Annotated in this window: 11 protein-coding genes; 5 read left to right on the top strand and 6 right to left on the bottom strand. The window is 72.8% G+C overall.

The window, feature by feature from the left end; genetic code table 11:
- From VMF70_15365 to VMF70_15350, 4 genes are all read left to right on the top strand, one after another.
- A partial coding sequence (locus tag VMF70_15365) for an ATP-binding protein (GenBank protein HTT69402.1) occupies positions 1 to 1,126 on the top strand: 1,126 nt, incomplete at its 5' end.
- A 50-nt stretch (positions 1,127 to 1,176) separates the two neighbouring features.
- Positions 1,177 to 3,780 carry a GAF domain-containing protein gene (locus tag VMF70_15360; GenBank protein ID HTT69401.1) on the top strand — a complete coding sequence of 868 codons (2,604 nt, stop codon included), beginning with the start codon at positions 1,177 to 1,179 and terminating at the stop codon, positions 3,778 to 3,780.
- A gap of 21 nt (positions 3,781 to 3,801) precedes the next feature.
- A complete protein-coding gene (locus VMF70_15355; GenBank protein HTT69400.1) occupies positions 3,802 to 4,179 on the top strand; it encodes a response regulator in 378 nt (125 codons plus the stop codon).
- Positions 4,176 to 6,155 (top strand): protein kinase, encoded by a 1,980-nt coding sequence (locus tag VMF70_15350; GenBank protein ID HTT69399.1) that lies wholly within the window; start codon positions 4,176 to 4,178, stop codon positions 6,153 to 6,155. Before VMF70_15355 ends, VMF70_15350 begins: the two co-directional genes overlap by 4 nt.
- Before the next feature lie 28 nt (positions 6,156 to 6,183).
- On the opposite strand, the gene VMF70_15345 is transcribed toward VMF70_15350, so the two are convergent.
- The 6 genes from VMF70_15345 to VMF70_15320 form a co-directional block, all read right to left on the bottom strand.
- Positions 6,184 to 7,710, bottom strand: a complete 1,527-nt coding sequence (locus tag VMF70_15345) for an efflux transporter outer membrane subunit (GenBank protein ID HTT69398.1) — start codon at positions 7,708 to 7,710, stop codon at positions 6,184 to 6,186.
- Positions 7,707 to 10,871: a multidrug efflux RND transporter permease subunit gene (locus VMF70_15340; GenBank protein ID HTT69397.1), complete on the bottom strand. Its 3,165-nt coding sequence runs from the start codon at positions 10,869 to 10,871 to the stop codon at positions 7,707 to 7,709. The genes VMF70_15345 and VMF70_15340 overlap by 4 nt, the downstream gene beginning before the upstream one ends.
- A complete protein-coding gene (locus VMF70_15335) occupies positions 10,868 to 12,034 on the bottom strand; it encodes an efflux RND transporter periplasmic adaptor subunit (protein HTT69396.1) in 1,167 nt (388 codons plus the stop codon). Before VMF70_15335 ends, VMF70_15340 begins: the two co-directional genes overlap by 4 nt.
- Before the next feature lie 125 nt (positions 12,035 to 12,159).
- Positions 12,160 to 12,528 (bottom strand): metalloregulator ArsR/SmtB family transcription factor, encoded by a 369-nt coding sequence (locus VMF70_15330; GenBank protein ID HTT69395.1) that lies wholly within the window; start codon positions 12,526 to 12,528, stop codon positions 12,160 to 12,162.
- A 75-nt stretch (positions 12,529 to 12,603) separates the two neighbouring features.
- Positions 12,604 to 13,416 carry an ABC transporter permease gene (locus VMF70_15325; protein ID HTT69394.1) on the bottom strand — a complete coding sequence of 271 codons (813 nt, stop codon included), beginning with the start codon at positions 13,414 to 13,416 and terminating at the stop codon, positions 12,604 to 12,606.
- Positions 13,413 to 14,207, bottom strand: a complete 795-nt coding sequence (locus tag VMF70_15320) for an ABC transporter ATP-binding protein (protein ID HTT69393.1) — start codon at positions 14,205 to 14,207, stop codon at positions 13,413 to 13,415. The genes VMF70_15325 and VMF70_15320 overlap by 4 nt, the downstream gene beginning before the upstream one ends.
- Positions 14,208 to 14,336: 129 nt before the next feature.
- Between VMF70_15320 and VMF70_15315 the strand changes: the two genes are divergently transcribed.
- Positions 14,337 to 15,317 carry a ParB/RepB/Spo0J family partition protein gene (locus VMF70_15315; protein HTT69392.1) on the top strand — a complete coding sequence of 327 codons (981 nt, stop codon included), beginning with the start codon at positions 14,337 to 14,339 and terminating at the stop codon, positions 15,315 to 15,317.
- Positions 15,318 to 15,319: the final 2 nt, after the last annotated feature.

Raw genomic sequence — 15,319 nt, 5'->3', positions numbered from 1 at the left:
CGGCTACAGCGAGATGCTGCAGGAGGAGGTCGCCGACCTCGGCCAGACCGCGCTCGCCCCCGACCTCGAGAAGATCCACACCGCCGGCCGCCACCTGCTGGCGCTGATCAACGACATCCTCGACCTCTCCAAGATCGAGGCCGGCAAGACCGAGCTGTACCTCGAGGCGTTCGACACGCGCGCGATGCTCGGCGAGGTGGCGACCACGGTGCAGCCGCTGGTCGAGAAGAACGGCAACCGGCTGGTGGTCGAGGCGGCGCCGGGACTCGGCGCGATGCGGGCCGACCTCACCAAGGTCCGCCAGGTGCTGCTCAACCTGCTGTCGAACGCGTGCAAGTTCACCGAGCGCGGCACGGTCACCCTGGCCGCGGGGCGCGAGCCGGCGGGCGACGGCGCGGGGGCCGGCATCGCCGCCGGCGGCGACGGCGAATGGATGGTCTTCCGGGTCACCGACTCCGGCATCGGCATGACGCCGGCGCAGCTCTCGAAGCTGTTCGAGGCGTTCGCGCAGGCGGAGGCCTCGACCTCGCGCCGCTACGGCGGCACGGGCCTCGGGCTCGCGATCTCGCGGCGGTTCTGCCAGCTGATGGGCGGCGACATCACGGTCTCGAGCCGGCCCGGGGAGGGCTCGACCTTCACGGTCCGCATCCCGGCGAGCGTGCCGGACCCCAAGGCCGAAGCGCCCGCGGCCGCGGCGTCGGCGGGATCGGGAGCCGCCGGCACCGTGCTGGTGGTGGACGACGATCCGGCCGCGCGCAACCTCATCGCGCGCCACCTCGGCCGCGAGGGATTCCGCGTCGAGGAGGCCGCCGACGGCGACGCCGCGCTGCGGCGCGCCCGGGAGTGCCGGCCCGACGTCATCACCCTCGACGTGCTGATGCCGGGGATGGACGGCTGGGCGGTGCTGACCGCGCTCAAGGCGGACGCCGGCCTCGCGGCGATCCCGGTGGTGATGCTGAGCGTGGTGGACGAGAAGCACATCGGCTTCGCGCTCGGCGCCTCCGAGTTCCTCACCAAGCCGATCGAGCGCCAGCGGCTGGTGTCGGTGCTCAAGAAGTACCGTACCCCCGACGCGCTGGTGACCGAGGTCCTGAGCCTCGCCGCGGCGCGGACGCCGGCGGCGTGAAGCGGGCCGCCGGACGCGCCGCTTCCCGCGCCGCGAAGCCACGGCCGGCCGTGCGGCCCCGGGGCGACCTCGCCCGGCGGCTCGCCGCGCTGCTGCGGCTCACCGTGGAGATCGGCGCGGCGCCCGACGAGTCCGCCATCTGCCGCAGCGTCGTGGCCGGCCTGCACGAAGGGCTCGGCTACGAGTTCCTCGGCCTGTTCCTCGTGGACCCGGCGACCGGCGACCGCGTGCTCAAGGCCAGCGTGGGCTGGCCCGACGCCCCGGAGGACTTCCGGCTGCCGCCCGGCCGGGGCCTGAGCGAGCTGCCGCTCGCGAACGGCGAGCTGCACTACACGGCGCGGGTGGCGAAGCAGGCCCGCTACGTCCCCAGCCCGAACCGCGGATCCGAGGTGGACGTGCCGGTCCAGGTGGACGGGCGGACCGTGGGCGTGCTGGTGGTCGAGAGCGGCACGGCGGATGCGTTCGACCAGGACGACTTCGAGATCCTGACCGCGGCCGCCAACCAGGCGGGGCTCGCCCTGGCCCGGGCGCGCCTGCTGGCCGACGAGCGCCGCCGCGTGGACGAGCACGAGGCGCTCCTCGCGACGATGGCCGACCTCTCGGCCGAGCTGGAGCTGTCGAAGCTGCTGCAGGCCACCTTGCAGCGCGCGGTCACGCTGCTCGGCGTCACCGGCGGCGAGCTGGCGATCCTCGACGACGCGACCGGCGAGCTGGTGGTGGTCGCGAGCCACAGCATCGGCAAGGACTCGACCGGCACGCGGCTCGCGCCCGGGGAGGGCGCGATGGGCCGCGTGGCCCAGACTCACGAGCCGCTGCTCATTCCCGAGTACGCGGAGTGGCTGGGCCGTTCGGGGCAGTACGCCGACGTGACGGTGCACTCGGTGATGGTGGCGCCGCTGCTGGTGGGAAGCCGGCTGGTGGGCGCCATCGCGGCCGTGCACGCCGATCCCGCGCGCAAGTTCGGCCCCGCCGACCTCAGGCTGCTCAACATGTTCGCGCCGCAGGCCGCGGTCGCCATCGCCCGGGCCCGGCTGCTGGAGGCCGAGCGGCGGCGCGCCGACGAGCAGAAGGCGCTGCTCGAGACGATGGCGGACCTGTCCGGCGAGCTGGAGCTGTCGAAGCTGCTCCAGGCGATGCTGCAGCGCGCCACCTCCCTGCTGGGCGTGACCGGCGGCGAGCTGGCGATCTACGACGAGGCGGCCCGCGAGCTGGTGGTGGTGGCGAGCCTCAACATCGGCATCGACTCCGCCGGCACGCGGATGGCGCTCGGCGAGGGCGCGATGGGCCGGGTGGCGCAGACCCACGAGCCGCTGATCGTCCCGAGCTACGGCGCGTGGGAGGGCCGCTCCGCCAAGTACACCGGGGCGACCGACTTCGCGGTGATGGCGGCGCCGCTGCTGATCGGCCACCGGCTGGTGGGCGCGATGGCCACCGTCCACTCCGACCCGTCGCGCCGCTTCGGCGCCGACGACCTCAGGCGCCTCAACATCTTCGCCCCGCAGGCGGCGGTCGCCATCGAGAACGCCCGCCTCTACACGGCCGCGCAGCGCCAGAAGCAGTACTTCGAGGACCTCGTCTCCAACAGCCCGGTGGCGATCGTGGTCCTGGACCGCAACCACCACATCGTCTCGTGCAACCCGGCGTTCGAAACCCTGTTCGGCTACGCGCAGCGCGAGGCCGTGGGCCGCGACCTGGACGAGCTGATCAGCACCGAGACCACCCGCGCCGAGGCGATCGGCTACACCCAGCACGTGCTCGAGACGGGGCCCGTGCACGCGATGGGGCGCCGCTGCCGCAAGGACGGCAGCCTGGTGGACGTGGAGGTGCTCGGCGTCCCGGTGGTGGTGGACGGCGAGCTGGTGGGTTTGATGGGCCTCTACCACGACATCTCCGAGCTGCTGCAGGCGCGCCGCGAGGCCGAGGCGGCCAACAGCGCCAAGAGCCAGTTCCTCGCGCACATGAGCCACGAGCTGCGGACGCCGCTCAACGCCATCATCGGCTACAGCGAGATGGTGGAGGAGGAGGTGGCCGACGTCGGCCACCCGGAGCTGGCTCCCGACCTCCAGAAGATCCGCTCGGCCGGCCGGCACCTGCTGGCGCTGATCAACGACATCCTCGACCTCTCCAAGATCGAGGCGGGCAAGCTCGAGCTGTACGTCGAGAGCTTCGACGTGCGGGACACGATCCGCGACGTCACGACCACGATCGGCCCGCTGGTCGAGAAGAACGGCAACCGCCTGGAGATCCGCTGCGGCGACGCGCTGGGGGCGATGCGGTCGGACCTCATCAAGGTCCGGCAGACGCTCCTCAACCTGCTGTCCAACGCCTGCAAGTTCACCGACCACGGCACGGTCACGCTGACGGCCGCGCGGGAGGCGAACGGCAGCGGGGACGAGTGGATGGTCTTCACGGTCGCCGACACCGGGATCGGGATGACGCCCGAGCAGATGGCCAAGCTGTTCGAGGCCTTCTCCCAGGCCGACGCGTCCACCGCGCGGCGGTACGGCGGCACGGGCCTCGGCCTGGCCATCACCCGGCGCTTCTGCCGGATGATGGGCGGCGACGTCGTGGTGGCGAGCGAGACGGGCAGGGGCTCCACGTTCACGGTCCGGCTGCCGGCGAGCATCGAGGCCGACGCGCCGGCCGCAGGCTGACGCTCTACCAAGGGAAGAACGATGGCGAAGATCCTGCTGGTCGAAGACAACGAGATGAACCGCGACATGCTCTCGCGCCGGCTCGAGCGCAAGGGCTTCGAGGTCGCGATGGCGACCGACGGGCGCCAGGGCGTCGAAATGGCGCAGGCCGCCGCCTACGACCTCATCCTGATGGACATGAGCCTGCCCGAGGTGGACGGCTGGGAGGCCACGCGCCAGATCCGCGCCGCGCCCGCGACCAGGACCGTCCCGATCATCGCGCTGACGGCGCACGCCATGGCCGGCGACCGCGACAAGGCGCTCGAGGCCGGCTGCGACGACTACGACACCAAGCCGATCGAGCTGGAGCGGCTGCTGGGCAAGATCCAGGCGCTGCTGGGCCGGAACAACCACGGATGACCGGCTCGGCCGACACGCTGACCGCCCAGGCCCTCTCGGCGCTGCGCCACGACCTGCGCACGCCGATCAACCAGATCATCGGCTACTGCGAGATGCTGCTCGAGGACGCAGCGGCGGCCGAGCTGGCCTCGCGCCGCCGTGCGCTGGAGGAGGCTCTCGCCGCGGTGCGCGACGCGCTCACCACGATCGATCGGGCGCTCCCCTCCGGCCGCGACGACGTGCGGACGACCGAGGCCGAGGCGCTGACCGACACGCTGCGCGTACCGCGCGAGAAGATCCTGCAGGCCACCGATGCCCTGCTGAGCGACGCGGACCGCGCCTTCGTCGCCGACGTGCGCAAGATCCGCAGCGCGGCCGAGCGGCTGGGGCTGACGGGGACGGCCGGCGCGACGCCCGCGGGCGGCACCCCCAAACCCCAACCCCCAACCGCCAAACCCCAGACCGGTACACCCTCACACCCTGCTTCTATACACCCTGCGCCCAGCCAGTCCGGCGCCTCGACGCCGGCCGCGCCCGCGAGGATCCTCGTGGTGGACGACATCGAGGACAACCGCGCCGTCCTCGAGCGGCGGCTGGCGCGCCAGGGCTACGCCGTCACCTGCGCCGCGAGCGGCGGCGCCGCGCTGGCGCTCCTCGCCGCGACCCCGTTCGACCTGGTGCTGCTCGACGTGATGATGCCCGAGCTGGACGGCTTCGCGGTGCTGGAGCGGATCAAGGGGGCGGAGGAGACCCGCGACATCCCGGTGATCATGATCTCCGCGCTGGACGACATGGCCAGCGTGGTGCGCTGCATCGAGCGCGGAGCCGAGGACTACCTGCCCAAGCCGTTCGACCCGGTGCTGCTGAAGGCGCGGATCGGGGCCAGCCTCGAGAAGAAGCGGCTGCGCGACCGCGAGCTCGCCTACCTCAAGGAGGTGGAGCGGGTGATCGCCGCCGCGCGCGCGGTCGAGGGCGGCGAGTACCGGACCGGCGCCCTGGCCGACCTCGCCTCGCGCGCCGACGAGCTGGGGCGGCTGGCGCGGGTGTTCGACGGGATGGCCGCCGGCGTGAAGGCGCGGGAAGACCGGCTCCAGGGCCGGCTCGACGAGCTGCGGCGCGAGATCGCCGCCGCGCGGCCCGCCGCCGCGCCGGCCGAGGCCGCCGCGGCCACCGCGCTCCAGGCGGGCCAGCTGTTCGCGGGCCGCTACGAGATCGTCCGCCCGCTCGGCGCCGGCGGGATGGGTGCCGTGTACCTGGCCAGGGACCGCGAGCTGGGAGAGGACGTCGCGGTCAAGATGCTGCACGCGGAGCTGCTGGGGACGGACGAGACGGCGACCGAGCGCCTCAAGGCCGAGACCCGCCTGGCGCGGAAGATCTCCCACCGCAACGTGGTGCGCACCCACGACTTCGGGGTGTGCGACGGCGCCTGTTACGTGACGATGGAGTACGTGGAGGGGATGACGGTCCGCCAGCTCCTCGAGACGCGCGGCCGGCTCGGCGTCTCCGCCGTGCTCGCGCTGGGCTCGCAGCTCGCCGAGGCGCTGGACGTGGCGCACCGGCAGGGCGTCGTGCACCGGGACATCAAGCCGCAGAACCTGCTGCTGGACGCGGAGGGCGTGCTGAAGGTGATGGACTTCGGGGTGGCACGGCTGGTCGAGCACACCACCGTGCTGACCCAGGCGGGGATGGTCGTGGGAACGCCGGCGTACATGTCGCCGGAGCAGCTGCTGGCCGAGGACGTGGACGGCCGCAGCGACCTCTACTCGGCCGGGGTGGTGCTCTACGAGTGCCTGACCGGCCGGCTCCCGTTCGAGGCGCACTCGCCGATCTCGCTGATCGCCAAGCTGCTGCACGACGAGGCCGAGGCGCCGGCGGCCCTGAACGCGGACGTTCCGCTACCGCTCTCGGCGCTGGTGCTGCGGCTCCTGGCCAAGAAGGCCGACGAGCGGCCCCGCAGCGCCGCGGAGCTGTCGGGCCTCCTCGCGCAGCTGGGCTGATGCCGCTCCCGCCGGCGATCTCGCCGACTCAGCGCGTCGCGTCCATCCCCGGCCAGCTGCCGCCCAGCGCCTTGTAGAGCTGCACCGCCGCCGTCAGCTGCTGCAACTGGGCCTGGCTCGCCGCCAGCTCAGCGTCGAACAGGCTCCGCTCCGCGTCCAGCACCTCGAGGTAGTTCGACACCCCGCTGCGGTAGCGCATCTCGGCCAGGGCCAGCGCGCGCCGCAACGCCGTGGCCTGCGTCTGCTCGGCCGCCGCCGCGTCGCGCGCGGCCCGCACGCCCACCAGCGCATCGCCCGCTTCGCCGAGCGCCACGAGCACCGCCTGCTCGTACTGCGCCCTCGCCTGCTCCGCCTGCGCCCGTGCCGCCGCGGCCTCGTTCACCAGCCGCCCGCCGGTGAACAGCGGAATCGAGATGCCGCCGAGGAACTCGTAGACTCTCGCCTGGCCCTGGAATACGTTGCCGGCGCTCGGCGCCTGGCCCCCGTAGGAGCCGGTGATCACGAACGACGGGAGCCGCGCGGCGCCGGCGATGCCGACCCGTGCCGTGGCCGAGGCGTAGCCGCGCTCGGCGGCCTCGACGTCGGGCCGGCGGGCGAGGAGCGTGGACGGGATCGAATCCGGAACCACCACCGCGCGCACCGCGGCCGCGAGCGTGGTGCCGCGCGGGATCGGGGCCGGGCCTTCGCCCAGCAGGACGTCGAGCGCGTGCTCCTGCCGCGAGCGGGCCTGCTCCACCTGGGCGAGGCGCGCCGCCGGCACGGCCACCTGCGCCTCGAACTGCCGCACGTCCAGCTCGGAGATGAGGCCGCGGCCGAACCGCTGCCGCGCCAGCTCCAGCGTCGCCTGGCGCGACGCCAGCGTCCGCTCGGCCACCGCGTGCTCCTGGTCCAGCTCGAGGAGCTGCAGGTACCCCGTCGCGACGTCGCTCACCAGCGACAGCACCGCGGCGCGCTCCGCGGCCCGCTGCGCCGCCAGGTCGGCGTTCGCCGCCGCGATCCCGCTGCCGACGGCCCAGAAGTTCAGCTCCCACGAGAGGTCCGCGGTGGCGCGCCAGGCCGTGTACGGCGGGATCGCCTGCGTGCCGAACACCACCCGGTTGCGCGAGACGCTGCCGTTGAGGGCGAGGCTCGGCCACAGCGCCGAGCGCGCGACGCCGGCGAGGGCGCGGTACTCCTCGATGGTGGCTCGCGCCGTCGCGACGTCGCGGTTCTGCTGCAGCGCGATGCCCACCAGCCGCGTGAGCACCGTGTCGCGCAGCACGTCCAGCCACGCCAGGTCGGCGACCGAATCCGCCGTGAGGCGCCGCGGCGGCACCGGCGCGGAGGCCGGGCGCGCGGTGTCGGCCGCGCGGGCGGCCGCCAGCGAATCGAAGAAGGCGCGGGTGGAGTCCGCCAGCCGCGGTACCCCGACCTCGGTCGCGGCGGGAACCACGGGGGCCGGCCGGTAGCGGGGACCGACGCCGCACCCGGCGAGGGCCGCGGCGACGATCAGCGCCGCGGCGCGACGTGCCACGGCACCGGGGCCCCCGGCACCAGCCCCGCGGAGCGCGCTCACTGGGTCACCTCCCCGCCGGCCGGCGCCGCGGGCCGTCCGCGCTCCGCGAGGCCCTGGATCACGCGGAAGAACAGCGGGATGAACACGATCGCGATCGCCGTGGCGATCAGCATCCCGAAGAACACCGTGGTGCCGATCGAGTGGCGGCTCACCGCCCCCGCCCCGCCCGCCACCAGCAGCGGCGAGACGCCGAAGATGAAGGCCAGCGACGTCATCAGGATCGGCCGCAAGCGGTCGCGCGCCGCGAGCGTCGCGGCCTGGAGCAGCGGGACGCCCTGCTCGCGCAGTGAGTTGGCGAACTCCACGATGAGGATCGCGTTCTTGGCCGACAGGCCGACCACCGTGATGAGGCCGACCTGGACGTAGATGTCGCTCGGCTGGCCGCGCAGCCACACGCCGAAGAAGGCCCCGAGCACGCCGAACGGCACGCCGAGCAGCACCGCGAACGGCAGCGACCAGCTCTCGTACTGCGCGGCCAGGACGAGGAACACGATGATCAGGCCGAGCGCCATCACGGCGCCCGCCGCGCCGCTCGAGGCGCGCTCCTGATACGACTGGCCGGAGTAGGCGAGCGCGAGGCCCTCGTTGCCGAAGCGGGTGGACACCAGGCTGTCGAGGTCCGCCATCATCTCCCCGCTGCTGCGCCCCGGCTTCGGCGCGCCGGTGAGCAGCGCCGACGTGAAGCCGTTGAAGCGGCTCACCAGCGTCGGCGCCGCCCGGAACTCGGTGCGGGTCAGGGCCGAGAGCGGAATCATCGCCCGGTTGGCGCCGCGCACGTACAGCCGCCCGATGTCGGACGGCGTCTGGCGGAACGGGGCCGCCGCCTCCGCCTGCACCCGGTAGGTCTTCCCGTACAGGTTGAAGTCGTTGATGTACAGCGTGGACAGCAGCGCCTGCAGCGTGCCGAACAGGTCGCCCAGCTGAACACCGCGGGCCTTGGCCGCCGCGCGGTCCACGTTGACGAACAGCTGCGGCACGTTGGCGCGGAAGTTGACCTGCACGCCGGCCACGGCCGGCAGCTGGTTCGCGGCCTGCACGAACTGCTGCACCTGGCCCGCGAAGTCGTTCACCGGACGGCCGAGGCGGTCCTGGAGGTTGGTCTCGACCCCGGCCGTCGCCCCGAGGCCCGGGATCTCCGGCAGGTTGAAGGCGAAGCCGATCGCGTCCTTCATCCCGAACAGCCGGAAGGACAGCCGCTGGGTGATGGCGTCGAGCGCGTCCTTCTTCCCGCGCTCGTCCCACGGCGCCACGTTGACGAAGATCACGGCGCTGTTGGTCTGACTCGATCGGCTCAGGATGTCGAGCCCCGCGAGGGCGACGATGTTCCGCACCGCCGGCTCCTGCCGCAGGAACCCCTCCACCCGCTGCACCACGGCCCTGGTGCGCTGCAACGAGGAGCCGTCGGGCAGCTGGAGCGCGACCGCGAAGTACCCCTTGTCCTCGGTGGGGATGAACGACGACGGGACGTGCCGCCACAGCACCACGGCGAGCACGATCACGACGGCGAACGCCGCGAAGCCCGCCCTGGGTCGCCGCAGCACCCGCTCCACGTTCCGCACGTAGTTGCCGCGCCCGCGCTCGAACAGCCGGTTGAAGGCGCCGAACGGCCCGGTGGTATGCGCCTCGCTCACCTCCTTGAGGAGGAAGGCGCACAGGGCCGGCGTGAGGGTCAGGGCCACCACGCCCGACAGCACCACCGCGATGGCGATGGTGATGGCGAACTGCCGGAACAGGGCGCCGGTGACGCCGCCGGTGAACGCCACCGGCACGAACACGGCCGTGAGCGACAGCACGATCGCGATCAGGGCGGGCGCGACCTGCTGGATGCCCCGGTCCGCGGCGAGCCGCGGCGGCAGCCCCTCGGTGGCCATGATCCGCTCGACGTTCTCGATGACCACGATGGCGTCGTCCACCACGATGCCGATGGCGAGCACCAGGGCGAACAGCGTGAGCACGTTGATCGACATCCCCAGCGCCTCGAGGCCGAGGAAGGTGCCGATCACGCTCACCGGCACGGCGAGCATCGGGATCAGCGTCGCCCGCCAGCTCTGCAGGAACACGAACACCACCAGCGCCACCAGCAGCAGCGCCTCCACCAGCGTGACGACCACCTCGTGGATCGACACCGTGACGAACGGGGTGGTGTCGAAGGGGATGCTGATCGTCACGCCCGGCGGGAGGTTCTTCTGCAGCTGGCCGATGCGCTTGACGACGGCGTCGCGGGCCCGCAGCGCGTTGGCCCCCGGCCGCAGGTACAGCAGGCACAGCGCCGTCGGCTTGCCGTTGAGCCGGCCCTCGAAGTCGTAGTTCTGCGAGCCGAGCACCGCGCGCCCGATGTCCCGGATCCGGATTTCGGAGCCGTCCGGCAGCGCCCGCACGACGATGTCGTTGAACTCGTCGGGGGTCTGGAGCCGGCCGACGGTCGTGACCGGGATGGTGAGGTCCGTGCCGGGCGGCGCGGGCTCGCCGCCGAGCCGGCCGGCCGGGTTGGTCGCATTCTGCTCGCGCACCGCATCCGCGACGTCGCTCACGGTGATGCCGAGCTGCGCCATCTTGTCGGGGTCGAGCTGGATCAGCATCGAGAACTGCAGCCCGCCGAACGTGGTGGCATTGCCGATGCCCTGCACGCCCTTCAGCTCGTCCTCGATGTACAGCTTCATGTAGTTCGTGAGGTACGCCGCGTCGTAGCGCGGGTCGCTCGAGCTGAGGCCCACCACCCCGAGGATGTCGGAGTTGGCCTTGATGATCGAGATGCCGAGCTGGCGGACCGCGGCCGGCAGCTGCGGCGAGGCCAGCTGCACCGCGTTCTGGACGTCCACCGCCGCCAGGTCCTGGTTGCGGTTGACGTCGAAGTAGATGGACAGGCTCATCGTCCCGTCGCTCGCGTTGGCCGACGTGTAGTAGAGCATCCCCTGCAGGCCGGAGAGCTGCTGCTCGATCGGCGCCGCGACGGCCTCCGCCACGTCCTGGGCGGTCGCCCCCGGATAGACCGCCACCACCTGGATGGCGGGGGGCGAGATCTGCGGGTAGCGCGAGATGGGCAGCAGCCGGATGGCCAGGATGCCCATCAGGGTGATGATCATCGAGACCACGCCGGCCAGGACGGGCCGGCGGATGAAGTAGTACTTGATCTCGTTCCCGTTCTCGGTCGGACCGGTCATCGCCCCGCCCCCGCCCCCGGACGCTTCCCTGCCGGGACCGGCGTCCCGGCCGCCGCCGCGCTGTCGGCGAGCGGCACCGGCTTCACCGGCCGGCCCGGGACCACCTTCTGGATCCCGTCCACCACCACGCGGTCGCCCGGCGCGAGGCCGCGGTTGATGATCCACTGGTCCCCGGCCCACGCCCCGGTCTGCACGTCGCGCGTCTGCACCGTGTCGCCCGCGCCCACGACATAGACGAACTGCCGGCCCAGGCCGGTCTGCACCGCCCGCTGCGGAACGGCAATGGCGCTGTCCCGGGCGAAGCCCACCAGCCGCACCCGCACGAACTGGCCCGGCATCAGCAGCCGGTCCGCGTTCTGGAAGGTGGCGCGGAATTCCTGCGTGCCGGTCGCCGCGTCGAGCGACGGGGCCACGAAGTCGAGTCGGCCGGTGCGCGGCAGCACCGTCCCGTCCGGCAGCACCACCTGCACCGTGAGCCGGCTCCCGGGGAGGATGAGATCGCGCCAGCGCGCGTTCTCCCGCCACTCGAGCAGCTGCTGCGAGCTGGGCTCGAAGGTGACGTACACCGGGTCGAGGCGGTCGATGGTCGTGAGCAGGTCCGCCGGCCCCGTGACCCGTGCCCCCACCTCCATGAGCGTGCGCCCCACCCGGCCCTCGATCTCCGCCCTCACGTCGGTGTCGTCCAGGTCTTTCTTCGCCTGGTCGAAGGCGCCCTGGGCCGCCGCCAGCTCGGCGCGGGCGTTGTCCACGTCCTGCTGTGCGACCGCGCGCTGCGCTAGGAGCGGTTCCACCCGCTCGAACGTCTGCCTCGCGTTCTGGAGCCTGGCCTGCGCGCTCCGGAACGCCGCGTCGTAGCGGACCTTGTCGAGCCGGTAGAGCAGCTCGCCCGGCTTGACCATCGCCCCCTCGGTGAACGGACGCTGCTCAATGATCCCCTCGACGCGAGCCCGTACCTCCACCCGCCGGTACGGCTGGACCTCGCCGGGGAACTCGAACGACTGCGCCACCGTGTGCGGCGCCACCGCCACCACCGCGACCTCGGCGGGCGGGAACCCGCCCCGCCCGGCGCCGCCGCCGCGGCAACCCGCCGCCAGGACCAGGATCACCGCCGCGAGCGCGGCGAAGCGAACACCGGGCTGCCTACCCTCGAGCTGCTGACTCACGGAGCCTCCAGACAGGACTTCCATCCTCCGCCGCACGGCCTCCAGGCCGTGGGCGCTACGCCGCTCTTCCCGACGCCAGATCGTCGTTCGACCGCGCCCAGATTCGACACGGGCGCGCCTTCCGCTCACCCCCCGGGGATCCGGCCGTGCGGTCTACCGCGGACCCCGGCGGGTGTTCCCCGGACCGCGGCCCGGCCGCGGCCGGCGGTCCGGCCGCGCCGCGCCCGGAGCCGGGCGGGCAACAGCGCACCCGCCTCGTCCAACACGCTGCGGTTGACCGAGATGAAGTGGTGCTGTCCGTCGTGGCGCACGGTCAGTACGCCCGCCTCGGCCAGCAGTTTCAGGTGGTGGGAGACGGTCGGCTGGGAGACGTCGAACCGCCGCCCCAGGTCGCCGCAGCACAGCTCGCCGGCCTGGGCCAGCTCCTGCACCATCCGGAACCGCTTGGGGTCGGCCAGGGCGCGCAGCACCCGGACCAGGCTCGTGTCGTCCATCCTGCCTATCGTCGTGGCGTGTATTGACGAATTTCTAACTATCGACGGCCGCGGCGTCAAGCGGCGGCACGCGCGTCAGCTCACGCTCTCGGCGGCGTAGCGGGCGATGAGGCCGGTCCGGACCGCGTAGCGGTGCACGGCGCGGAACACCCAGCCGGCGAGCAGCACGTCCGCCGCCGCGAGCACGGCTCCCGCCGCCAGCGCGCCGCCGGGCGGGTGGCCGCCGGCGAGGATCGCCCGCATCCCCTCGAACACGTACGACGGCGGCAGCGCGCGCGCGACCGGCCGCATCCAGGCGGGCAGCGTGGCCAGCGGGTAGAACACGCAGGCGAAGGGCGAGAGCACCGCCGGAATGGGCCAGATGAACCACTCGGCCGCGGGCCCGAGGCGCAGCACCACCGCGGCGCCCACGATGCCGAGGGCGATGCCGAACAGGAACAGCACCAGCAGGAACGCGGCGAGCAGCAGCCCGTAGCCGGCGTAGGACAGGCCGAAGGCCGCGACCGCCACCCCCAGCATCACGGCGAGTCCCACGGCGCTGGTCCCGATGCTCGAGAGCACCAGGCCGCCGAGATACTCCGACAGCCGCAGCGGCGAGGCGAAGACGTTCAGGAAGTTCCGCGACCACACGTCCTCGAAGAACGCCATCGTGACGCCCTGCATCACGCGGGCCTGGAAGTCCCACAGCAGCACCGCTCCGAGGAGCGCCGTCACCAGGCTGAAGCGGAAGCCGCCGGCGGCACCGAGATAGCGGCTGATGAACCCCCACAGCACCATGTCGATGCCGACCCACACGAACAGCGGAAACAGCCGCGACAGGCTGCCGCGGATCAGGTAGAAGTGCCGCAACACGACGGCGGCGACCCGGCCGGGACGCAGCGGGCTCACCCCTGCCCCAGCGAGAGCGGCTCCCGCGCCACGGTGATGAACAGCTCCTCGAGGTTGGCCTTGCCGTGCAGCGCCGGCAGTGCGCGCGGGTCGCCCTCGAGCAGGATGCGGCCACGCGACAGGAACAGCACCCGGTCGCACACCTCCACCACCTCGTGCATGTTGTGCGACGTCCACAGCGCGCCGCCGGTGTCCCCGGTCGCCAGGCGCCGGATCCTCACGCGCATGTCGCGCGCGGCGGCCGGATCGAGCGAGGCGGTCGGCTCGTCCAGCAGCAGCAGCCGCGGCCGGTTGAGCATCGCCTTGGCGAGCGAGAGCCGCGTCTGCTCGCCGGAGGACAGCACCCCGCTCTTGGTGTTCCGGAACCGGACCAGGTCGTACTCCCCGAGCAGCTCCTCGATGCGCTCCGCGAGCCGCGAGACGCCGTAGATCATCCCGAACACGCGGAGGTTCTGGGACACCGTCAGGTTGCCGGGCAGCGGCGAGTAGACGGCGGCGAAGTTGATGCGCTCGAGGACCGCGCTGCGGTGGGTGGCGAGGTCGAGCCCCTCGACGCTGACGCGACCCGCGTCCGGCGCCAGCACCCCGAGGACCATGTTGATGGTAGTCGTCTTCCCGGCGCCGTTGGGACCCAGCAGGCCGACGATCTCGCCGCGTGCGACCCGGAACGAGATCCCGTCCACCGCCACCACGCTCCCGTACGCCTTGCGGAGCCCGCTGGCGTCGAGCACGGCGGTCGCGCCGGGGGCGCTCGCGCTGCGCGGGGTCTGCGGATCCGGCGCCTGGCTCATGCTCTCGTGCTCTCCTCGCCGGCTGCGGCGCGTTGGCGCCGTCGCGGCCGGCCTGTATTATGTGCTGGCACCACGGGACTGTCATCGGCGGCATTCGGGAGGCCCGAGCCGGTCGGCGCGGAGGGGCGCGTGGCGGAGAAGAAGGAGAAGGCCAGGAAGGACAAGGCGGCGAAGGGCACCCGCCGGCGGAAGAAGGCGGAGCCGGACTCGCGCGGCATCCCCGCCGGGGAGCTGGCCGCGGGCGCGCCCGGCAGCGCGGCGGCGGCGCTCGCCGAGACGATCCGAGCCGACGGCGGCGCCGTGCTCGCGGTGTTCCGCGATCCGCTGGGCGGGCACTGGCAGGTGCTGGCCGGCCTTCCGGTCGCGAAGGTCGAGCCCACACCCTACCAGCGCGACCTGTCGGACGCGCACGTGGCGCGGTTGACCTCCGCGATCGACCGCCTCGGCCGCTACCTCGATCCGATCATCGCCGTGCCGGCGGGCGCCGGCGGCTACTGGACGCCGAACGGGCACCACCGCCTGGCGGCGCTCAAGCGTCTCGGCGCGCGCTCGGTCACGGCTCTGGTGGTGCCCGAGGTGGAGGTGGCGCGGCGGATCCTCGCGCTCAATACGGAGAAGGCACACAACCTGCGCGAGAAGGCGCTGGAGGTGAGTCGCCTCGCCGAGGCGCTGGTGGCGCTCGACGACCGTCCGGAGGCGGAGTTCGAGACCGAGTTCGAGGAGCCCGCGCTGCTCACGCTCGGGCTGTGCTACCGGCAGGACGGCCGGTTCGCGGGCGGCGCGTACCACCCGGTGCTGAAGCGGGTGGAGGCGTTCCTGCCCCACAAGCTCTCGAAGACGCTGGCGACCCGGCGGGAGCGCGCCGACAAGCTCATCGCGCTCGACGGCGCGGTGAACGACGCCGTGAAGGCGCTCAAGAGCCGCGGGTTCGAGAGCCCCTACCTCAAGGCGTTCGTCGTGGCGCGCATCAACCCGCTGCGATTCCAGCGCGGCGCGAAGGCCGAGTTCGACGAGACGGTGGACCGGATGCTCGCGTCCGCGCTCAAGTTCGACCCATCCAAGATCAAGGCCGACCAGCTGGCGAGCGCCGGCGGTCCGCCGGAGGAGTGACC

The sequence above is a fragment of the Gemmatimonadales bacterium genome, from assembly GCA_035502185.1.
In the GTDB taxonomy this organism is placed as follows: domain Bacteria; phylum Gemmatimonadota; class Gemmatimonadetes; order Gemmatimonadales; family JACORV01; genus Fen-1245.
This window is presented reverse-complemented; position numbering and strand designations above follow the sequence as displayed.

Coding starts and splice junctions, on each gene's coding strand:
- VMF70_15355 (HTT69400.1), top strand. CDS start 3,802: ATGGCGAAGATCCTGCTGGTCGAAGACAACGAGATGAACCGCGACATG.
- VMF70_15350 (HTT69399.1), top strand. CDS start 4,176: ATGACCGGCTCGGCCGACACGCTGACCGCCCAGGCCCTCTCGGCGCTG.
- VMF70_15340 (HTT69397.1), bottom strand. CDS start 10,871: ATGACCGGTCCGACCGAGAACGGGAACGAGATCAAGTACTACTTCATC.
- VMF70_15330 (HTT69395.1), bottom strand. CDS start 12,528: ATGGACGACACGAGCCTGGTCCGGGTGCTGCGCGCCCTGGCCGACCCC.
- VMF70_15320 (HTT69393.1), bottom strand. CDS start 14,207: ATGAGCCAGGCGCCGGATCCGCAGACCCCGCGCAGCGCGAGCGCCCCC.